Origin of the sequence: Desulfuromonas acetexigens, assembly GCF_900111775.1 — a bacterium.
Lineage (GTDB): Bacteria > Desulfobacterota > Desulfuromonadia > Desulfuromonadales > Trichloromonadaceae > Trichloromonas > Trichloromonas acetexigens.
Genome location: NZ_FOJJ01000001.1, coordinates 66,404 through 87,453 on the forward strand (window position 1 = coordinate 66,404; position 21,050 = coordinate 87,453).

At 62.5% G+C, this 21,050-nt stretch carries 17 protein-coding genes; 5 read left to right on the forward strand and 12 right to left on the reverse strand.

Features of this window, described 5'->3' with window-relative positions; all coding sequences use genetic code 11:
• Positions 1–137: 137 nt before the first annotated feature.
• The 10 genes from BQ4888_RS00330 to BQ4888_RS00375 form a co-directional block, all read right to left on the reverse strand.
• Positions 138–2,933, reverse strand: coding sequence for a hsp70 family protein (locus BQ4888_RS00330; RefSeq protein WP_170232752.1), 2,796 nt, complete (start codon positions 2,931–2,933; stop codon positions 138–140).
• Positions 2,917–4,764: an Hsp70 family protein gene (locus BQ4888_RS00335; protein WP_092052237.1), complete on the reverse strand. Its 1,848-nt coding sequence runs from the start codon at positions 4,762–4,764 to the stop codon at positions 2,917–2,919. Before BQ4888_RS00335 ends, BQ4888_RS00330 begins: the two co-directional genes overlap by 17 nt.
• A gap of 18 nt (positions 4,765–4,782) precedes the next feature.
• Complete coding sequence (locus BQ4888_RS00340; protein ID WP_092052239.1) at positions 4,783–5,412, reverse strand: DUF2760 domain-containing protein; 630 nt, start codon at positions 5,410–5,412, stop codon at positions 4,783–4,785.
• A gap of 191 nt (positions 5,413–5,603) precedes the next feature.
• On the reverse strand, positions 5,604–6,131 hold the full coding sequence (locus BQ4888_RS00345; RefSeq protein WP_092052241.1) for a hypothetical protein: 528 nt from the start codon (positions 6,129–6,131) through the stop codon (positions 5,604–5,606).
• A 253-nt stretch (positions 6,132–6,384) separates the two neighbouring features.
• Complete coding sequence (locus BQ4888_RS00350) at positions 6,385–8,325, reverse strand: response regulator (protein WP_092052244.1); 1,941 nt, start codon at positions 8,323–8,325, stop codon at positions 6,385–6,387.
• Positions 8,326–8,364: 39 nt separating this feature from the next.
• Positions 8,365–9,726: an MFS transporter gene (locus tag BQ4888_RS00355; protein WP_092052247.1), complete on the reverse strand. Its 1,362-nt coding sequence runs from the start codon at positions 9,724–9,726 to the stop codon at positions 8,365–8,367.
• Positions 9,663–10,388 carry a DsbC family protein gene (locus tag BQ4888_RS00360; RefSeq protein WP_170232754.1) on the reverse strand — a complete coding sequence of 242 codons (726 nt, stop codon included), beginning with the start codon at positions 10,386–10,388 and terminating at the stop codon, positions 9,663–9,665. The genes BQ4888_RS00355 and BQ4888_RS00360 overlap by 64 nt, the downstream gene beginning before the upstream one ends.
• A 72-nt stretch (positions 10,389–10,460) precedes the next feature.
• Positions 10,461–10,757 (reverse strand): YkgJ family cysteine cluster protein, encoded by a 297-nt coding sequence (locus tag BQ4888_RS00365; protein WP_092052251.1) that lies wholly within the window; start codon positions 10,755–10,757, stop codon positions 10,461–10,463.
• Entirely contained in the window at positions 10,754–11,608 is an 855-nt protein-coding gene (locus BQ4888_RS00370; protein WP_092052252.1) for an SPFH domain-containing protein, read from the reverse strand. The genes BQ4888_RS00365 and BQ4888_RS00370 overlap by 4 nt, the downstream gene beginning before the upstream one ends.
• Before the next feature lie 214 nt (positions 11,609–11,822).
• A complete protein-coding gene (locus BQ4888_RS00375; protein ID WP_092052255.1) occupies positions 11,823–12,266 on the reverse strand; it encodes an NfeD family protein in 444 nt (147 codons plus the stop codon).
• 154 nt (positions 12,267–12,420) lie between these two features.
• On the opposite strand from BQ4888_RS00375, the gene BQ4888_RS00380 reads away from it, so the two are divergent.
• Positions 12,421–13,128 carry an arginyltransferase gene (locus BQ4888_RS00380; protein WP_092052257.1) on the forward strand — a complete coding sequence of 236 codons (708 nt, stop codon included), beginning with the start codon at positions 12,421–12,423 and terminating at the stop codon, positions 13,126–13,128.
• A gap of 26 nt (positions 13,129–13,154) precedes the next feature.
• Here BQ4888_RS00380 and BQ4888_RS00385 read toward each other — a convergent pair whose 3' ends face one another.
• Both BQ4888_RS00385 and BQ4888_RS00390 read right to left on the reverse strand, forming a co-directional pair.
• Positions 13,155–14,576, reverse strand: a complete 1,422-nt coding sequence (locus BQ4888_RS00385; RefSeq protein ID WP_092052258.1) for a hypothetical protein — start codon at positions 14,574–14,576, stop codon at positions 13,155–13,157.
• Between the two features lie 17 nt (positions 14,577–14,593).
• Positions 14,594–16,567 (reverse strand): monovalent cation:proton antiporter family protein, encoded by a 1,974-nt coding sequence (locus BQ4888_RS00390; protein WP_092052260.1) that lies wholly within the window; start codon positions 16,565–16,567, stop codon positions 14,594–14,596.
• A gap of 248 nt (positions 16,568–16,815) precedes the next feature.
• On the opposite strand from BQ4888_RS00390, the gene BQ4888_RS00395 reads away from it, so the two are divergent.
• The 4 genes from BQ4888_RS00395 to BQ4888_RS00410 all read left to right on the forward strand — a co-directional run bounded on the left by BQ4888_RS00395 (position 16,816) and on the right by BQ4888_RS00410 (position 20,956).
• Positions 16,816–17,877 carry a carboxysome shell carbonic anhydrase domain-containg protein gene (locus tag BQ4888_RS00395; protein WP_092052261.1) on the forward strand — a complete coding sequence of 354 codons (1,062 nt, stop codon included), beginning with the start codon at positions 16,816–16,818 and terminating at the stop codon, positions 17,875–17,877.
• Between the two features lie 88 nt (positions 17,878–17,965).
• Positions 17,966–18,343 carry a thioredoxin family protein gene (locus BQ4888_RS00400; protein ID WP_092052263.1) on the forward strand — a complete coding sequence of 126 codons (378 nt, stop codon included), beginning with the start codon at positions 17,966–17,968 and terminating at the stop codon, positions 18,341–18,343.
• Positions 18,344–18,354: 11 nt separating this feature from the next.
• Positions 18,355–19,017, forward strand: coding sequence for a cytochrome c biogenesis CcdA family protein (locus BQ4888_RS00405; RefSeq protein WP_092052264.1), 663 nt, complete (start codon positions 18,355–18,357; stop codon positions 19,015–19,017).
• A gap of 31 nt (positions 19,018–19,048) precedes the next feature.
• A complete protein-coding gene (locus BQ4888_RS00410) occupies positions 19,049–20,956 on the forward strand; it encodes a S8 family serine peptidase (protein WP_092052266.1) in 1,908 nt (635 codons plus the stop codon).
• The last annotated feature ends 94 nt before the right edge of the window (positions 20,957–21,050 follow it).

A 21,050-nucleotide genomic window follows, 5' to 3' on the forward strand; every position in this document is an offset into this window, starting at 1 on the left:
CAGAATGTCCGCCCGGCTCTCATCTTCCGAGAGGCCGGGCCGTTTTGTTTTGGCGGTGGTTGATCGAGGTAGGGGCGCAGCATGCTGCGCCCTTACATCCCTGGACCGCACCGATGTGCGCCTGATTCGTCGGATTCCTACCCCCCCGTAACCAAGAACAACCCGACGGGAAGGGATTCGCCGAATTGGGCGACGCGGTCGGCTTCTTCGATGGGGATGCAGTCGCGTACGACGCGCAGCTGCTCGGGGCGGGCGCCTGATTCCTTGAGTTTGGCGAGGAGGGTTTCGCGCAGCTGGGGGGAAATATCCACGTCGCGCAGATCGGTGCGCCGCGCCGTCTGGACGAAGAGGGGGATGAGGGAGCTGTAGTCGCTCTGGCGCCAGTCGAGCGCGGCCAGTTCGCGGTAGGCCTTTTCTACCTCGCTCGGCGGCAGGATGCTGTCCGGCCCGGCGTAGAGGGGGACGCGGGCGAGGAGGCGTCCCAGCGCCCAGGCGTAAGGTTCGCGGTGCTTGAAGCGGGTGAAGCCGGCGAGCAGCTTCTTGACCAGCGACTGTTTCACCGTCAGCGGCAGGCGTTCGAGGGAGCCGAGCAGACGCACCAGTTCCTGGGGGAGTTCCCGTCCCCCCTGCATCTGCCCCTGCAGCTTTTGGTAGATTTTTTCCTGGCGCTGGGCGTTGAGCCCTCCGGTGATGCGGCGCCAAAAGATGTGCCAATGGTCGAGGGCGGGTTTGTCGTCGGGGAAGGCCAGGCCGAGGCTGAAGAGCCGCCAGGCTTCTTCGATGCGGGTTTCGTCGAGGGCGACGCCGTAGCCGGGGCGCAGGGCGTAACCGGCGAGCTGGAGCCAGGCCAGCTCATGGGCGAGGCCGCGGTTGCGCCGGGTCATGCCCGCGGCCAGAGTCGGCCAGAGGCCGCGCAGGGTGAGGATGTCCCAGTTCTCGCGGGTGCTGCCGAGGGTCTCTTCGAGGCGGCGCAGAAGCTGGTTCGGCTTGAGTTCGGGGAAATCGGGGTCGAGTTTCTTGCCGTACAAGGCCTGAATCAGTCGCTGGGCCTCGGCAGCTTTGCCTTCGGCAGCCAGCGGTGCGGCGGGGAGGGTAAGCGGGGCTTCTTCGAGCAGACTTTTGCGCAGGTTGAAATCCAAACGCCAGCGGCCGGGGCCGCCTTCTTCCAGACAATGGAGCTGCAACAGCCCGAGCTCGTTGAGGGTGCATTCGAGATTGACCCGCAGGCGGTTGTTGGCCGGTTTCGGGCGGTCGAGGGGGAGGTGGATGGCGGTCTGCAAGGGGGGCAGGGGATGGAATTCCTCCTCGTTCCACGCGACCACATCCCCGGGCCGATCCCCCCGGCGGCGGGCCGAGTAGTAGCACTGGAAGCGCACCGGCTGGTTGACCAGCAGATCGAAGGCCTGCTCGGAAAGGACGATGGTTTCGTGCGCCTCCATCCCCCGGGGGAGGACACAGATCAGGCTGTGTCCCTTTTTTTTCTGCTTCACTTCCAGGTAGAGGGCGTGGGCATGGCCGCCGGCGATGCGTTCACCGCCCTTGGGTTGGCGCAGCAGGAAGCCGTATTTGGCCGCGCCCTTGGCCACCGCCATGGCCAGGGAGTCGCTGGCGAGGACCGTCGGCCGCTCGCCCTCCTGCCAGGCGCCGAAAAGATCGGTAAGGCGCGCGCGCAGGGCCTCGGGGGTGACGGAGCCGCCGTTGTAGAGGACCGCGTCGATCCGCTGGCCATCGAGGAAGGCGGCGAGATGGCGGGTGACGGCGCTGTCGGCGGCGAAGGGCAGGCCCCATTCGCGCAGCCCACCGCTGCTCTTGCGTGGCCGGTCGGTGGCCGTGCACAACGGGAAGAAGCCTTCGACAATGCAGTCGCGCACCTCGCGGGCGCTGATTTTCGCGCTCAGGGTCGAGCCGAAGAGGCCGGAGCCGCTGCCGGCGACGGTGATGGGGAATTCGCGGCCGTCTTCCGGCGCCTCATCCCCAAGCAGGCGCTCTTTGAGATCGCGGGCCTGGGCGAGGAGCTGGTTCCATTGCCGCCCCGAGAGCTTGCCCTGGCCGCGCAACAGCTTCTGTTCAAGCAGATGCGCCAGGGTCAGGTCGATATTGTCGCCGCCGAGGAGGATATGGTCGCTGACCGCCAGGCGGGTGAGGGCGAGGCCGATGGGGGAGTCGGCGGCCGCGCGCACCTCGAAGAGGCTGAGGTCGGTGGTGCCGCCGCCGATGTCGCAGACCAGCACCCGCGCCTGCTTTTCCGGCAGGCGGTCGAGGAGTTCCGCCAGCTGGGTGAGGTTGCGCCCCTCGTCGAGCCAGGCGTAAAAGGCCGCCTGCGGCTCCTCGATCAGGCGCAGGCTTTCGGGATAGCCGGCCAGCCGGGCCGCTTCGAGGGTCAGGCGCTGGGCGACCTCGTCGAAGGAGGCGGGGACGGTGATGACCACATCCTGATGCTCGAAGGCCGCCCGGGGATCGTCGGCGGCCATCAGCCGGTTCCAGTTTTCCTTGAAGCAGGCGAGATAGGCGCTGCTCACCTGGATCGGCGACAGGCGCTGCTCGGCCGGGATCTCCTCCGATTTCCAGGGGAGGATGGGGGCGTCGCGGTCGATATCGCCGTGGCAGAGCCAGGACTTGGCCGAACTGACCACCCGCCCTGGGCGCAGGGCGGTCTGGGCGCGGGCGAAGAGGCCGGGAATCCAGCCGGGGAAGGGGCCGGGATGGGGGCCGCTCGCGGGATCGAAGCCCGTCTCCCGCTCCGCCGCCGTCAGGGCGCAGAGGAAAGAGGGGAGCAGCTCGAAACGCCCGTGGCTCTCCGCCGATTCCCACTGGGGCAGGGCAAAGACGCGGATGCCCCGGCGCGGTTCCTTTTGATCGAGATAGGCGAGGACGCAGTTGGTGGTGCCGAGGTCGATGCCGATGCTGTAACGGGGTTTACTGGGGACGGACATTGAACTCCACTTTCCATTCTTTGCCGCTGGCGGCATGACGCATCCAGAGTTCGAGGGTGCCCAGTTCGGTAACGACCGAATGCAGGGTCACGGGAAGAAACTCGCCGATCTGCCCCGAGGCCGGGGGGAGGGTGACTTCGAGTTGCGCGGTCTCCTCCAGATCATCCTCCCCTTCGACCACATCTCCCACTTGGTCGCCGGCGCGGATGCTTGACGAGAAGAAGCGGAACTCCACCGGCTCCCCGGTGATCAGGCCGAATTCCTGGTCGGGGAGGGCCATGTCGCTCCCTTCCTCCATCCCCTGAGGAACGACGCAGATCGCCTTGAGCGGCGGGGTGAAGCCGGGAACGGCGGGCATGGTCGATTCGAGGCCGATGTAGTAGGAGCGGGCGGTACCGGCCTTGATGCGGATCCCCTGGCCGGTGGCGCGGATGCCGGCGAAAGCGGCGGCGCCTTTGGCCACGGCCAGATCGAAATGGGCGCCGGCGAGCTCTCGCACCGGGGCGCCGTCGTTCCAGGCGGCGAGGATGTCGAGCATCCGTTGCCGCAGGGGGGCGGCCTTGAAGACGCCGCCGTTGAAGAGGACCGCGTTCGGGCGCAGGAAGCGCAGCCCCTGGTGCTCGCCGAAACGGTCGCCGACGAGGGCGCGCAGCTCATCGCGGGATTGGACATTTTGCCAGCTACGGGCGAGGAACTCGGCCAGATGCTTGCTCAGGGCCGGTTCGGCGGCGTAGTCGAGGCCGAATTCACGCAGGCCGAAATGGCGGCGGCGTTGGGGATGCTGGTCGATGGTGACGGCGGGGAAGAAGCCGTCGAGGAGCACCCGGGTGAGCAGCTCCCGGCGCAGCTGCGTGGTCAGGGTGCGGGCGAAGAGGCTGGAACCGCGGCTGGCGAGACTGATGGGGTACTGTTCGAGATCGCCGTCGGCAAAGAGTTTTTCCTTGCCGAGACGACAGGCGTGGACGAGGGAGTGGAACTGCCAGTTGTCGATCTTCTGCCCCTGTCCTTCAAGCTCGGCCTTGAGGTGGTGGGCCAGGGCCAGGTCCATGTTGTCGCCGCCGAGAAGCAGGTGGTCGCCGACGCTGACCCGCTCCAGGTGCAGCTCGCCATTCCGTTCGGCCACCGCCACCAGGCTGAAGTCGGCGGTGCCGCCGCCGACGTCGCAGATCAGCACCAGATCGCCGGGACTCACCTGTTCGCGCCACTGATCGCCGTGGCTGTCGATCCAGTGGTAGAAAGCGGCCTGTTGCTCTTCGAGCAGGGTCACTTCCCCCCAGCCGGCGGCTTCAGCGGCCAGATGGGTGTGCAGACGCGCCACCTCGTCGAAGGAGGCGGGGACGGTGAGGACGATCTCGCAGTCGGCCAGATCGGGCGTTTCCCCGGCGGCTTCCAGGTGCCGGAAAAAGGCTTGACGCAGATGCTCCAGATAACAGCGGGAGGCGGTCAGGGGGGAGATTTTCCGTTCCCCGAGATCGGATTGCCAGGGGAGCAGGGGCTGTTCCGGGTCGATGTTCGGATTGCACAGCCAGGATTTGGCCGAAGTCACCAGCCGCTCGGGGGACAAAGCGCCGTGGGCGCGGGCGAATTCACCGACGACGGCGGTCAGGGGCGAACCTTCCTCCCAGGGAAGGCGGGCGCCGGTGGCGGCCGCTTCCTGCTCGAGGGGGAGATAGATGGCCGAGGGCAGGGTATCCCGCTCGCCGAGGGACTGGAAGGAGAGCAGCTGGGGAACGGGCAGCACCTGGGGGGTTTCGTCGCCGTCGAGGGGGCGGTAGGCCAGGGCCGAGTTGGAAGTGCCGAGGTCGATGCCCAGGGCGAAGCGTTTAGTCATGGTTCCGGCCTCCGCTGTCTAGGCAATTTCCACTTCGGCCGGGGCGATCACTTCGCGGGCCTCGTCGGTGAGTTGGGGCAGGTTCACGCGGGCGGTCTTCCAGCCGCGATGGAGCACCCGGCCGGTAAAGGGGGGATGCTCGGGGACCTTGCCCACCAGCCGGTAGGCGCGGGCGTCGAAGTCGGCGGCCAGGGTCAGGTCTTCCCCTTCGCTGCCGGGATGGAGGGCGCGGATGTCGAAACTTTCGGCCAGAACCTCTTTGCAGCCCTGGTGCACCACGCGCGCGGCGGCGCCGATCTCTTCGTTGCTATAGGGGGTGATGTCATCCATGACGAAGTCGACCAGCCGGCCTTTCTCCTGCAGGCGGCCGAGAAACTGTACCACCTGGGCCTGGGCGAGTTTTTCCGGGGCGGGACGGGGCACGACCGGTTCCGCCGGAGCGGCGGCAGCCTTCACCGGCGCAGCCGGCTCGACCGCCGGTTTCCGCCGGAAGAGGGCGACCAACTGCAGCAGCGCGGCGATGCCGAGGAGGGCGACGGCGGCGATGTGCAGTTGCGGAAGGAGTTCAGGCTGCGGAGGAAGCAGTTCGGGAAAAAAGAAAAGGACGGCGACCAGGGCCAGTCCGGCCAGGGTAAAGAGGATACTCATGGGTTCTCTCCGGAAAATGGAATGCAATGGGATACGATTCAAGACTATAAGAGGTAACGAGGTCACGGAAACCTCCCCCTTTGAAAAAGGGGGAACGAGGGGGATTTGCTTGCGGAAGTCTCAGGGGAAATCCCCCCCCACCCCCCTTTGTTAAAGGGGGGAGTGTTCACTGATTATTACCAGTTTGAATTTTACCGTCCCGCCGGGGAGCCGTTGGTCAGGGGGCGGGTGAAGGCTTTTATGATGGTCCAGCTGACTTCACCGACATCGTCGCCGTCGGTCACGGTGATGGCGAAACGTCCCGTGGTCTGCGGCTTGACGAACATCCCTTCGGTAAAATCCCGGCTCCAGCGCAGGCGGCCATCCGCTTCCCGGGCGTTGACCTTGAAGGTCACCCGGGTGAGGGGCTGATCGGTGCCGTTGTAGAGCTTGCCGAAAAAGGTGCCCTTGTTGATGCGCCCTTCGACCTGGAGCTTTTTCAGTTCTTCCGACGCCATCTCGAACTTTTCCAGCTTCGGCCGGGGGGCGGCGGGGTCATCCAACGGGGTCTTTTTATTCCCCTCGATCAGCCAGGTTTTGCCGCTGCGTTTGTCGAGCTGGTAGGTCACCCCATCTTCATTAACCACCAGGGCGAAGCGGTTGTTGGAGGAATGGACGAAAAAGACCAGGGCCATGCCAAAGACCATGATCGAGACGGTAGAGATAATCGTTTTGCGCATGAAGATTCCCTGTGGCGTAAGAGATGATGGCGTCGCAAAAACTCACCAACTGCTGCGTTGCTGCCATCATCTCGCGGCTTCGACGTACGTCAGTACGCCTCATTGCTCGACGATGGCGCGCCTTGCATTTGGCGCTTTTTGCTTAGCCATTCAACTTGATGCTTTTTGTGAAAGCATCAAGTGGGAAACGGTCGCGTAGCACGCGATTGAGAGTCTGTTAAATTACCGCAACAAGGCGCGCAAGTCCAGAACCTTATGGGAAAATGCCCCTTCCGGTGTCTTCTCGCCGGGGAAAGAGTCGGCGGAAAAATCCCCCATCTTTTGGAACCGAGGCCTGCTTCAATCCCTCGCGCGCCAAAGTGAGACCGGGGTCGAGGCGCAGGGCTTCGCGGAACTCGTCCAGCGCCTCGAGAATCTGGCGGGAGTCGAACATCATACAGCCTTTGTAGGCATGGCCGTGCGCACTCCGTTCCAGGCCGAGGGCGCGGTTGACAGTCTGCCGGGCCTTGTCGCGACGCGTCTGGCCAGCGCCGCCCCGGGAATCGCAGTAAAGGGCCCAGGCGAGATGGGCCAGCCATGCGCCGTTGAAGGGTTCGAGATTGCAGGCCTCGCGCAGAGCCTGTTCCGCCGCTCCCCACTCCCGTCGCTCGAGATAGGCCAGTCCGGCTTGGGCCTGAACCTGGGCGTGCAGGCGGTCGGGCGCGACGGGGAGGGGGCTTTGTCCGAGAAGTTCGTCGTAGGCCTCTTTTTTCACGGGATCGGCCAGGGTGTTGTAAGCGGTGGTGACGTTGGCGAGGATCTCCTGGGCTTGAAGCGCGGTTTCGCCGGACAGACGCATCAACACCGTGGGAGCCAGACGCCGGGTGAAGTGGAAATAGCGGTCGCGCAACGAGGCCGACCTGAAGGTTGCGGGAGTCATGCCGAAGATCTCGTAATAATTCTTTTGCCGGATGCCGTCGAGAAGCGCGGCGATCTCCGCCGGTTCGGGCAGTTCCTCCCCCGGACTTCCGGCGGCGGAAGGAAGACCGGCGACATCGGGCACGGCGTCGAGCAGATCGGCAAAATTTTCGAGGGGACGGTCATCCTCTCCCGTCGGCGGCGCGTTGAAGAACCGGCGCAGGGGCAAAGCCGGGGGCGGGGCTGCGGATGTCGGCTCTTCCGAAAGGCACAGCATGCCGAGGGCCGAGAGGGTCAGCAACAGCGGTTCGAGGCCGTTCTCCCCGATCAGCAGCTCACGCAGGGGGCGTTTTCCATCCAGCCCGGCAAGGAAGCGTTTTTCCCCTTCGGAGAGGGTGAGGAAATTGATGAAGCGGTAGTAGTTGCCAGTCACGGCGGGGTAGCGGTAGCCCCAGTTCGCCAGTTGTCGGCGAAAGGCGGGGAGATCGCCGTGGCGGTGGTAGCCCTGGTAGAAGATTTCCGGCAGGTTCACCGCCAGCGGCTGAAAGCCGGGAGGGCAGGGGAAGGCCTGCTCGGTCACGGCCGTTGGCGGCTGGGAGAAGCCGGCGATCAGTTCTTCGCTCAGGTAGAGGAGTTTTTCCTGCAACAGCTCGGCGTGGTCGAGACAGCCCATCTGAACCAGAAGATCATGGCCGCGACCCGAGGCGGCGCGCAGGCAGCCGTTTTCTTCGCTGGAAATCAGGTTGCGGTGGCGCAGGAAACGGCCCAGGTCGTCATGAAAAAAACCGGGGGCAAGATGGATGGGGACCCCGTCGAAATAGACCAGCGTGCGCTCACCGCTGAGTCCGTGCAGGCGGTGGGTACCGGTGAAGCGGGTGAGAAAAGCCCGCCGCAGATGGCGGTGAATGGGCATGGCGACGGTGGTCAGCTGCGGCAGGACGAAGCGCACGGCGGCGAGCAGTTGGCTCATGGGAAAAGGGGTTTCGAGATGGCGGACGGAGCCGAGCTTGCGCAAGATCTCGACATAGGGCTCGCCGCGATAGACGGAGGAGAGGGTCAGAATGGGAATCTGACGGTTTTGCGGGGAGCGGCGCAATGTTTTGAGAAAATCGACGGCGTCCCGCGCCGGCGGCCGCAGACTCAGCAGGATCAGGTCGGGGGGGCGGGGTGACAGACGCGCGAGGGCATCGTCCGGTTCGTTGACCCGTTCCGTGGCCACGCCGACGAGGCGGAAATAGTTGATCAGAGTCGCGGCGGCTTTTTCATTTTTTTCGATCAGGAGTACTCGGGTCGTCATTTTAAGTCCCAGGTAAAGGGAGAGGGGGTGATTTTGTTCTCAGGATTCGGCAACCTGGCCGCAAGCGACGGCTTTTCCGCGCCTCATGTCGACGCCGGTGAGGAGAATGATGCCGATGAGGAAAAAGCCGGCGAGCGCGAGGATGGCGTGGCGGGAGGAGCCGGTGAGGTCGGCGATCAGGGCGAAGAGGAGCGGTCCGAAGATCGAGGCGAATTTGCCGCTGATGGCGTAGAAGGAGAAAAATTCGGCGGTTTTGGTGACGGGGACGAGACTGGCGAAGAGCGAACGGCTGATGGCCTGGCTGCCGCCGAGGATCAGAGCCACGACCAGCCCGAGAATCCAGAATTCCCAGTCGTGCTGCATGGTGAAGGCATAGGCGCTGACGGCGATGAAGAGGATCAGGCTGAGCATGACCGCGCCCTTGGCCCCCTGTTTTTCCGCCAGGCGCCCGAAAAGGAGGGAGCCGGGCATGGCAACGAACTGGATCATGAGAAAGCAGCCGAGGATGCTCACCTGGGAGAGGCCAAGTTCTTCCCGGGCGAAGATGGCCGAGACAACGATGATCGTCTGGATGCCGTCGTTGTAGAAAAGGTAGGCGACGAGAAAACGCAGCAGATCGGGATAATGGCGCAGTTCGCCGAAAGTGCGCAGGTAGCCCCGGAAACCGGTCGGCAACGGGGCGGGGGGATGCAGGAAGGCGCTGTCCCGCACATGGCGGAAGGTGGGGATGGCGAAGACCACCCACCACAGCCCGGTGAGCAGAAAACCGGCGCGGGTTGCGGCGCCGCGATCAGGGAAGCCGAAAAATTCGTAGCCCTGGATCATGGCGAAGGCGATGAGCAGCATGAGGCCGCCGCCGATGTAGCCGAAGGCGAAGCCCCGGGCCGAAAGCCGGTCGATTTCATGACTTTCGGCCAGGGCCGGTAAAAAGGCGTTGTAGAAGATGTTGCCGGCGGCGAAACCGACGTTGGCGACGATGAAAAGGGCCGCCGCGAGCAGATAACGGCCCGGTCCGGCCAGGGCCAGGAGGGTGGTCGCCGTCGCCCCAAGCAGGGCGAAAAAGATCAGCAGCTGACGCCGTCGCCCCTGACGGTCGGCGAGGACGCCGAGCCAGGGGGCGGTGACGGCGACCAGCACCATCGACAGGGAGACGGCGTAGCCCCACAGGGCCGAAGCCGGCATGGTTCGGCTCTGCCCGAAGAGGGAGAGCGGCGCTCCCCCTTCCGGCACCAGGCTGACGAAGTAAACGGGCAAGACCGCCGCCAAGATCACCGTGGCGAAGGCGGAATTGGCCCAATCGTACAGGCACCAGCCGAACCAGGCCTGTTTTTTGCTCGTCACTTGAGCAGCTGTTCGATCGCCTTGATATTGGCGCCGGCGACGAAGGTACCGTTGATCCAGTAGTTGGGCGTTCCGGTCAGGCCGAGCAGCTCCGTTGCCTGCTTGTGGCTTTCCATGACGCCATTGTCGGTGAAGGGAGGGACGGGGCCTTCGTCGTAACGGCCGGACATGATTTCCTCATAGGCGACGGCCGGGTCGTTGGCGGAAAGGATGTAGCGCGCCTTCTGCTCGGCGTTGGGGTGCATTCTCAGCGGCAGAAAGAAGATGTAGCGGGTCGTGTCCTTGCGCTGGGCGAAGAACTCCGAGCCTTTGCGGCAGAAGGTGCAATCGGGGTCGGTGACTTCGATGACGGTGTTCTTGCCGGTACCGATCTTGACCGCTTTATCCAGGGGCAGCAGCTTGAGCTTCTCACCCATGAGTTTGCCGAGGCGTTCCTTGCTCAGGTTGACGCCGTCCTTGGTCCACAGTTCCCCGGCGAGCATGTGTCCGGTTTCCGGGGCGAAATAGAGGATTTTCCCACCGGCCGCCACTTCGTAGAGTCCGGCGACGGGGCTGGTGAAAATCTTCTGGAATTCAAGTTTGGGATAGGCCTTTTCCAGCGCTTCGGCAATCTTGGCGGGCGCCTCGTCGGAGTCGGCGGCGACCGGACTGACGGTGGCGAGCGTCAGCAGACAACAGCCCAGAAAGAAACGGATAAGTTTAGAGATTTTGCGCATCTGCATGAATCCTTCCTCCATGTTCAATTCGGTAAAAAAGACTTAAAGCCTGAAACTTGAAACTTGAGACCGCGACAATCATCGGTGTCCATGAATCCGCTTGACATAAGCGCAGTCGGGGGGAAGCCACTGCACGGTTTCGACCACATCCGGAGTCAGCTTGACACATCCCTCATCGACCTCGAACCGCTTGTGATAAACCTTGCACTCGCGGGTGACGATATCGAGAAAGCGGCAGGGGATATCCGTCGGCCGGATGGTGCCGTCTTCTTCCACCCACTTCTCGAAGCAGCATAGACCGCAGCGCTTGCAGAGGTTTTCCCATTCTTCAAGGGAAAGCTGTTTCGGCGATGCCCCCGATTTTTTTCGCCTCATTTGTTCAGGTGGCCCATCAGCCCGCGTACCGCCGCCGGAATATCGGCCGGCAAGAGGACGATCTTGGCGTTGGGGGCGCTGGAGATGTTTTTTACCGCGTCGATATATTTTTCGCCGAGCAGGTACATGACCGGCAGCTCATTCGCCTGAATCGCTTCCGTCACCTTGGTGATCGCCCGCTGGCTCGCCTCGGCCAGCACCACCTGGGCCTGGGCGTCACGCCTGGAGGCTTCGAGGCGGCCGTCGGCCTGGAGGATGGCGGCGGATTTTTCCCCTTCGGCGCGGGTGACGGTGGCGCGCCGACCCCGCTCGGCGGCGGCCTGTTCTTCCATCGCCTTCTGCATGGTCGGGGAGGGGTTGATATCCTGAATCTCCACGGTCTTCAAGGTGATCCCCCAATCGGCGATGTCGTCGGAGATGGCTTCCTTGAGTTTGGCTTTGATCATGTCCCGGGAGGAAAGGGCGTCATCGAGGTCCATTTCGCCGACGATGGAGCGCAGCGAGGTCTGAACCAGGGTGCGGATGGCGATGCGGTAATCCTCGATGCCGTAGACCGCCTTTTCCGGCGAAACGATATTGATGTAGGCGACGGCGTTGGCGACGATCACCGCGTTGTCCTTGGTGATGACTTCCTGGGAGGGGATGTCGAGGACGATGTCCTTGGTCGTGACCTTGTGGGCGACCATGTCGATGTAGGGGATGATGATGTTCAGGCCCGGACCCAAGGTGCTGTGATATTTGCCAAGCCGCTGGACCACATGCTTGTAGCCCTGAGGAACGATGCGCACGCCGAGCGAGATGGTAACGGCCACCAGTACCAGAAAAACAACGACAACGACCAATCCTTCCATGCTTTCGATCTCCTTGTGGGGGCAGGAACGAGGAACCAGGAACGAGGAACCAGGAACGAGGAACCAGGAACGAGGAACCAGGAACGAGGAACCAGGAACGAGGATCTACCATTAAGATTTGAAAAAAAGATGTTGCAGTCTCAACGAGAGCCTGCCGTCATTCCTTTATCCTTTATCCTTTATCCTTCACTTCAGCCTTCAGCCTTCAGCCTTTTTAGCCTCGCCTCTCAACTATCAACGTATTCCCCGAAACGTCCTTGACGAAGACCCGATCGCCGATGGCGACCGGTTGTTCGCAGATGAAGGACCATTCGTCGGAACCGAGCAGGGGTTTGGCGAAACGGACCGTGCCCCGTCGTCCTTCTTCCGGGGGGTAGATGACCTGGCCGCTTTCGCCGACAATGGCTTCGCGGGAGAGGCCGGCTTTGGTGCGGTCGGTCATGCGCGGTTTGAAAAAACGGAACCAGAGGAAAGTGAAGAGGCAGGAGGCGATGGCCCAGATGAAAATCTGCCAGCTCAAGGCCATCTCGCCAAGGAGCAGGACCAGCCCACCAACGAGCAGGGCGCCGAGGCCGAACCAGAAGATGGTGAAGCTGGGGATGAAGAGCTCGGCCAGGATCAGCAGCAATCCCAGGGTCAGCCAGTGCCAGTAGAGCATCGTATCATCCCTCCTTGTTATGAAAATGAACCCCTGCCGCAGCGGCGGCGGTTTGGGCGCGACGGGCGTGGTTGACGACCGCCCGGGTCTTGTGCGATGCTGACCGCCCTCATCAAAATGACTAATCTTTCCGATTCTGTCAAGGCGGCCGTCGATGCGCTTAATCCAACCTCTGCAGTTCGAAGAGCCGGGCGACTGCCCCTATCTTCCCGGGCGGAAAAAACGCTACGAATTTTTTCTCGCCGGCCAACTCGACGGGGTCGAACTTTCCCGTTATCTGGCCGAGGGTTGGCGCAAGTTCGGTCTCTATTATTTTCGTCCCGCCTGCCCCGATTGCCGCGCCTGTACCCCGTTGAGGATCCCCGTCGCGGAATTCACTCCCACCCGGGAACAGCGCCGAGTCTTGAAAAAAGCCGCGTCCCTCGGCGTGAACTTCGGGCCCCTGCGGTTGTCGGATCGCGCCTACGCCATCTATCGGGAGCATGCCCGAGAGCGTTTTGGACTGGAGGCTAATCCCGAGGAGTTCCTGCTCAATTTCTATCTCCCTTCCTGTCCCGCCATGCAGTCGGAGATCGTCGTGGAGGAAGAGACGGCCGGAATCGGTTTTCTCGACATCGGCGCCGACTGCCTGAGCAGCGTCTATTTCGCTTTCGATCCCGCCTATGCCCCGTTCAATCCGGGCACCTTCAGCATTCTCAAAGAGATCGAGCAGGCCCGGGCGATGGGACTGAGCTGGTACTACCTCGGCTATTTTGTTCCCGGCTGCCGTTCCCTGGCCTACAAGGACCGCTTCCACCCCCGCCAACACCGGGACTGGCGCACGGGGGAGTGGCGCACGGTCGACGCGTCTCCCCATCCCTGATTCATTTTCTTCAATTCATCCCGATCTTACCAGGCCGCCATCCGTTTGCGCTGGACTACGGCGAAGCGCGCAAAGACCCGTTCCGATTCGTAGGACATGCCGACGCTTACCATGTCGAAGATACCGCCGAAACGTATGTCGCCGCCGGCCAGGGCCATGCGATGTCCGTCCCGTTGCAGCATGTAGCCGTCGAAGTGGGTCCAGATCGGCTGTTGCCCCCAGCCTTGCGCCTCACCCACCCGCAGGTGCAGATCGGGGGGGATGCAGACCAGCCGGAAGTTGGTCGGTGAGAGGCCGAGCCTTTCGATGATGGTGACCCCATGGGCGCTCAGGGCTTGCTCGATGGCCAGCCGGCTGAGTTGGGTGCGGCGGGGCAGGCCCAGGGCTTCGAGCAAGGGCGTTGTCGGCGGTGCCTGTCCCGGCTGCGGGTCGGGAAAGTTCTCGGCGAGAAAATCCTCCGCCGCCAGATTGGGCAGATAACGGCTGCCGCCGGAGCTGATGAAGGGGTGGATCATGAACATGCGGATCCGTTCCTTCATCGCTTCGGGGGTGTCGGCGGGAAAGGCGGCCTGCCCGACCCGTTGCGTCTCCCCCGAGGGTCCTATCTCCCCGCCGATGGCGGGATGCCAGGCCAGTCGGCAGAGATGGCCGTAGCGGTCGCGCCAGGAGTCGGCGTGCATCGGCACCAGACCGAGCGCGGCGGCCGCTGCGAGGGTTTCACCGGGGAAGTCCAGGGAAAAATCTTCGACCTTTTGGCTGGGCGACTCTCCGCCGAGTGCTTCCGACGGACCGGCGGTCTCTTCGCCCAGTTCGGCGAGCTGCTCCGAGAGTATCCGCAAACGCTGGAAATCCCCCCGGTTGAAGGCGTCGAGGGCTTCGTGCTGCAACTGGACGCCGGCCAAATGTCCGCTTTCCGGCTGCGCTTCGTCGTCATCGGACAAGGGCAGGGCGTCGAAGGCGGCGAGCCGGGCCTGATAAAAGCCCTGCCATTCCGGATCTTCTTCGAGCAGCAGACGCAGTCCGTTGAGGGTTTTTTCTTGAAGATCTCCCAGGCCGGTGCCGGTGACGCCGGCAAAGCCCTGCAACCCCGGGGAGAAGGGATCGACGGGGACGAGCGGGTTGTCGTAAAGCATCTGCCCCAGCTCAATCAACGAACGCCGACTGTCGACCTTTTGCCGCAGGGCCTCCAAGCGGCCGCTCAATTGCTGGGTCAGATCCCAGTCCGCTTTTTCCATGGCTTCGCGGATCTGTTCCGGCAACCGGGCGGCGCCGGCCCGCTCTTTCTCCAGGGCGCGGTAGTCGGCAAGAGAGAGCAGAGGGGTCAACAGTTGGCGGGCCCGTTCGAGATAAAGATCCCAGTAGACGGTGTCGGCTTTGGCGGTGGTCAACAGCCGGCGAATGAGGGCCGGTGCCTGGTCCCGATCTGGTGCTTTGTTGTGGCTGTTCATCGATTAGCTCCGGTGGGTCAAGGGTTTACGGGTCTTCCCTCAGCTAAATTCTGAAATGCGGTCAGTTGCTCCGGCTCGCCCATGACCCCGACCAGGTCGCTGGCGGCGAACTGGAAGTCAGGCGGGGGATTGGTCTGCATTTCCCCCCGGCGCAAGACGCCGACAATGGAGGCGCCGGTGTGGCTGCGAACGCGCAATTCGCCGATGTTTTTCCCGAGCAGAGGGCTTTCGCCGCTGAGGGCGACCCAGGAAAGTTCGAGCAGGCGGGTGGCATCCTGCAATTGGGTGATCGCCTGATAGCCCAGTTCTCCTTCGTAGAGGGGGGAGTAGAGTTCCCGCCGAACGGCGTCGGTGTACCACTGGATTTTGTTGACCGGCATGTTCAGGTAGAGCATGGCCTGGCGGGTGAATTCGAGGCTGGCTTCGAATTCCGGCAGAACAACCTGATAGACCCCCTCTTCGTGCAGCAGTTGCATTTCTTCGATGCTGGAGGCGCGGGCGATGACGCGCAGGTCCGGGTTCAGCGTATGCACCTGAGAGGCGACCGCCGAAGCGGTTACCGCCACCGGGGTGGTGATGAGCAGCAGCTTGGCCCGGTTGATTTCCGCCGCCTCCAGTACCACCGAATGGGTGGCGTCGCCGAAAACGGTGGGAAAGCCGTCATCTTTGGCTTGTTCAACACGCCAATGGTTGATTTCGATGATCACGAAGGGGACATCCAGACGTTGCAGAACGTTGGCGAGGTAGCGTCCGACCCGGCCGCCGCCGGCCAGCACCACATGGTCACGCAGGCCCTGGTCGGGAATATTCATCGTTTCCAGAGGCTCATGCTTGAAGCGGTTCTTGCGCAGGGCGTAGAGCGGGGCGGTAAGAGACGAGAGCAGGGGGGTCAGGAGCATGGTGACGACCGCGACCGTCAAGGTCAGGGAGTAGAGTTCCTGGGAAATGGAGTCGGTGGCGACCCCGACCCGCGCGAGGACGAAGGAGAACTCCCCGACCTGGAAGAGACCGAGGCCGGCAGCCAGGGGGACGACGTTGACATAGCCGAAGGCGCGGGTGATGGTGGCGAAGATCGTCGCCTTGGCGACAATTACCAGGGCGACGATGGCGAGCACCTGGCCGAAGTGGGAGAGGAGAAAGGCGGGATCAAGCAACATCCCCACCGAGGTAAAGAAGAGCAGTCCAAAGATATCGCGCAGGGGGATGATGTCGCTCAGGGCCTGATGGCCGTAGTCCGATTCGCTCAGGATCATGCCGGCGACGAAGGCCCCGAAGGCGAAGGACAGGCCGAAGAGGAAGGTGCCATAGCCGATACCCAGCCCCATGGCGGTGATTGCCAGGGTAAAAAGTTCTCGGGAGTTCCAACCGGCGACCCGTTTCATCACCCAAGGAATCAGGCGGGTGCCGACGACAACCATCAGCACCAGAAAGATCGTCGCCTTGACCGCGGCGACCCCGAGAATCGGCAGGCCCGCCGCCGGGTTCTTCAGCTGCGGCAGCACGATCATCATTGGTACGATGGCCAAGTCCTGGACGATGAGCATGCCGATCATCACCCGGCTCGACAGGGTCCCGAGAATCCCCTGGTTCATCAGGGTCTTGAGCACGACCATGGTGCTCGACAGGGAAATCAGTCCGCCGAACCAGAGGGCCGCATCCCGCTCCCAACCGAAAAAGCGGCCGATGGCATAGCCGAAGGCCATCGTCAGCAGAATCTGGATCGGCGTGCCGATCAGCGCGACCTTGCGCACCGGCTGCAATTCTTTCAGGGAAAATTCCAGGCCGAGGGCAAAGAGGAGCAACGCCACGCCGATTTCGGCAAGCAGTTCGATGTCGTGGGAATCGGAGATGGAGATGCCACCCGTATGCGGACCGACCAGCACGCCGGCCAGGATGTAGCCGAGAATCAGCGGCTGTTTGAGCCGTTGGGCGATCAGCCCGCCGACCAAGGCAGCGACGACAATGACGACAATATCCGCAGCAATACCCATAAGTTCAAAGGATCTCTAGAAAAAGGAAAGGTTCAGGGCGAAGAACGGTTTGACGACAAATAACTCAATGATCCTAACATTTTTTCATCTTGGGTGCACCTCGGGATTTGCTTTCTTTCCCATTGTGAACGGCTGCGGCCGCCATTTTGGGTGTCCTTATAACCGTAGGGCAAGGGTGAGGAAGAGAGGATTAATTTGTCGAAATCGGGTATGATTTGAAACTATAACGAACTCCAGTTGGAGGATCTATGGATATTCACCACCGACCAATCACCGAACGTATCGTCTGGCTGCATGACCTGGCGCGACGGCATACGGCTGAATTTCGCAGCCCCGAGGCCTGCCTGGCGCGGGAGCGCTACCGGGCCTTGCATCCCACGGCGGTGATGGTTCTCAAATGCATGGACGGCCGCATCAATATTCCCGTCGCCACCCACACCCCGCCCGGGCTGATCCAGCCGTTCCGCAATCTTGGCGGCATGTTCGACCTCGGCTGGCCCCATTTGGGTGAAGTGCTGGCCGCCGATGTCCTGCGTATGGTGCAAGCCGGGCGCCGGGTGCTGATTCTCATCACCTATCATTTTTCCCGGGGGGATGTGCACCGGGGGTGCGCCGGCTTCGGTTATGACCAGGCAGCGGCCCTGGCCCATTGCCGGGACATCCGGCGGCAGGCCGAGCATATTTTCGGGAGCGGACACGACACCGTTTATCCCCTGATCTGTGGCTTCGAGACGGACGAGGACGCCCTGCTGATTCACGGCCGGGACGGCGAAATTCTCGACCTCGCGGAGTTTGCCCCGGAGCGGGAAGCGGAACTGCCGCCGCGTCTGAGCCAGCTTTTTCCGGATATGGCCGAACAGATGCAGGTCGATCTGGCCCGTTTGCTCAAGGGAAATCTGCGCTGGATCGCCCAGGTGCGTCAAACTCCCCGCGCTCTCGATATCGAGCATCGGGAGTGGATGATCTGCCTGGGGCGCGGCTTCGACTTTCTGCACACCCCCAATCTGGCGCTGATCATCGGGCCTTACAGCCCCGACTTGGCCGATCCGATCCGCAAGGCCGCCGGGATCATCGAAAACAACATGCGCGCTGGACGGATCCCCGACGACGGTTTTCTCCTTTACGCCTCGGTCCCCTTTGATGAAATCGGCATGGATCGGGCGCGGGCCGAGCTCAAATCACGCTTTCTCGCCGATTTCGCCGCTGGGGTAATTAGCGCCGAATTCCCCGACCTGGCCGCACGGATGCACCGGCAAGTGGCGGTTCTTTCCTGGCATTCCCGGGAGTTGGAAGTGTTGGCGGCGACCTGACCGGAGCATCTTCAACTTGGCGGGCTATGCACCTTGACAGACAATATGGTTATTTATATATTCAATAAAATTTTTTTTGGAGGATGTCATGTTTAAAAAAATCTCTTCGGTTCTTTTACTGCTTTTTCTCCTCGGCTGCTCCGAAGGGGAGAAAGTGCCCGCTACCGCTGCCCTTTCGAGTCCTGGCGGCACTCCCCAGCTCCTTTTTTTCCTTGATCCCAACGGCGGACCCTGCATGATGCAGGGGCGTATTCTGGCGAGTATGGAAGAGGATTTACGCGGTCAAGCCAGCATTCGTGAGATTCGCACGACGATTCCCGAGGATCGCCCGCTCTTCGGGCAATTCGGTATTCGCGGCCTGCCTTCGCTGATTCTCGTCGACGGCGGCGGCAAGGAGATCCGTCGCCTGCCGCCGGGGGTCAAGAGTGCCGAGGAAATCCGCTTTTTGCTTAAAGAACTGAAGTAGGGAGATTGCTCATGCCTGTACTTGACTTGTCCCTAGCTTCCGTCTCGCTGGCGGTGGTGGCCGGACTGGCCAGTGTCGCTTCCCCCTGTGTGCTGCCGGTCGTCCCCATTCTGGTGGCCGGCACCGCCGAGGACCATCGCCATCGTCCGCTACTCATCGTTCTCGGCCTGAGCGCCGGCTTCATGGCCATGGGCGCGTTGACCGCCTTATTCGGCGGCGCCATGGCGTCGGTCATGCCCCTCTTCGAGAAGATCTCCGGCATTGTGATCATCCTCTTCGGGGTGCTTCTCCTCTTTGGCGTGAACCTGTTCAAAAATATTCACATCTTCAACCGGATTCAGTCGGGCAGCCGCGGACGCTGGTCGGGACTGGTTCTCGGCCTGACCTTGGGGCTGGTCTGGATTCCCTGTGTCGGCCCGATGCTTTCCGGTGTCTTGACACTGGTGGCGACTCAGGGTCAAATAGTCACGGGGCTGGTGCTGCTCGGCTTCTATTCCCTGGGCTTTGCTATTCCCATGCTGCTGGCCGGTTACGCCTCGCAGACCGTGCGCCAGAAGATGCGCCTGGTCAATGCCTATCCTCTGGCGGTGCGCATCGTCAGCGGTCTGGTGCTGGTGGCTTTCGGTATCGCCATTCTCAACTCCGGCATGCTGGTGATCGGCATGTCATCCTGATTCAACCCGCAAACCGGCACAAGGGGGTATTATGGGGCGCTTTCGACTTGTTCGGCTGTTGTTGACGGCCGTTTGCGTTTCTTTGCTGGGATTTTCGCTTCCGGCCACGGGGGCGACCCTCGACCCTCGACTCCAATCGCTGATCAATGCCCCGGCGCCGGATGGGGAGATTCCCGTCATCGTCACCTTCCGGGGCGGGGTCGAACCCATGTCCCTGCGCGACGAAGCAGGAAAGCGGCAGCCGCGACTGGCGAGCCTGCTCAAGGAGCGGGCCGCCTCTTCGCAAAAGGCGGCTCGGGATTTCCTGCGTTCGCGAAATATCCGCGACATCAAGAATCTCAACATCATCAACGGCCTGGCCTTCACCGCCGGTGTCGACACCCTGCGTGAGCTGTCCGCCCGGGCCGACGTCGTCGTCATGAGCTACGACGAGGTGATCTATCCCCCGGAAATCGTCCCCGCTCTCACCGCCGGTCCAGCCGAATCGAACATCTCCCTGATCAAGGCTCCCGAACTCTGGAGCCTGGGTTATGCCGGTCAGGGGATTGTCGTCGCCACCATGGACACCGGCGTCGATGCCACCCATCCCGACCTTGGCTCCCGCTGGCGGGGAGGAAACAACAGCTGGTTCGATCCCAACGAAGAGCATCCCACGCCCATCGATACGGACGAACAAGGCCATGGCACCAGTGTGATGGGGGTGATTCTCGGCGGCAACGCCGACGGTGCCTATATCGGCGTGGCGCCGGAAGCCCGCTGGATCGCTGTCAAGATTTTCAACGACGCCGGCGAAGCGCCGACTTCTTCCATTTTGGATGGCTTCAATTGGCTGCTCGATCCCGACGGCGACCCGGCCACCGACGACGCGCCGCACGTGGTCAATAATTCCTGGGGCTTCGAGGAGGCTCCTAACATTTGCGACGAGTCGGTAACGTTTCTGCGCCAGTCGGTAGCGATGCTCAAGACGGCGGGCATCGCTGTGCTCTTCCCCGCCGGCAACCTTGAGTCTGATTCTCTTAGTGAAGAGGCCCCCTTTTACAGCAGCATCGCTCCCGCCAGTTATCCTGAATCCTTCGCTGTCGGTTCGGTCTGGACCATAACTTCGCCGACGATCATTTCCAATTTCAGCCTACGCGGCCCTTCGGCTTGCGACGGGACGATCTATCCTGAGATGGTCGCGCCGGGTGAGGCTATCAAGACGACGGGTCTGACTGCCGCAGCACCCTACCAGTACGTTACGGGAACCTCCATTGCCGTTCCCCATGCGGCGGGGGCCATGGCGTTACTCCTGAGCGCTTTTCCCGATACCCGGATCGACGAGCTGGAAGCGGCCTTGAAAAGTTCGGCGACCGACTTGGGGCCGGTGGGCGCCGACAACAGCTACGGCTATGGGTTGTTGAATGTGCGCAGCGCCTACGATCTGCTGAACGTCAACACCCCCCCGCCGGCGCCACAACCCCTGTTTCCGGCCGACGGCGCCGACGGCGTCGTCCTCCCGGTTACCCTGAGCTGGGATATCCTGCCCGATGCCGACGGGGATGCGGTCACCAGCGAAGTGCGCATCTCCACCTATGCCGACTTCCGCGACAGCACGCCGATCACCGTCGCGTTTTCCGGGATGCCCGCAAGTGGAATGCTTTTCGCCGGCGCGGGCGGAATCTTCATCCCCCTCTTTTTCGCTGCGCGCCGCCGCAATAGCCGCCGTTGGCTCGGTGCCGCGCTTCTCGCTTTCGCTCTGTTGCTGCTGCTTTCCTGTGGTGGTGGAGGCGGGGGTGGTGGATCGGCTCCAGCCCCGGCCCCGGCGCCGCCTGAGACGGAACGAAGCCTGAGCCTGTCCGGGCTGACCCCGCAGACCACCTATTACTGGCAGGTGACGGCCGTGGATGAACGGGGGGAACGGACCGAGGGGCCGGTACGGAGTTTCACCACCGCTCCCTGAGTTTTCGATCTTTTTTCGTTTCCAAGAGATCTGTGCATAAAAAAAACCGCCCCGGGCCGAGAAGGCCGGGGCGGTTTTTTCATCTTAACGAGTG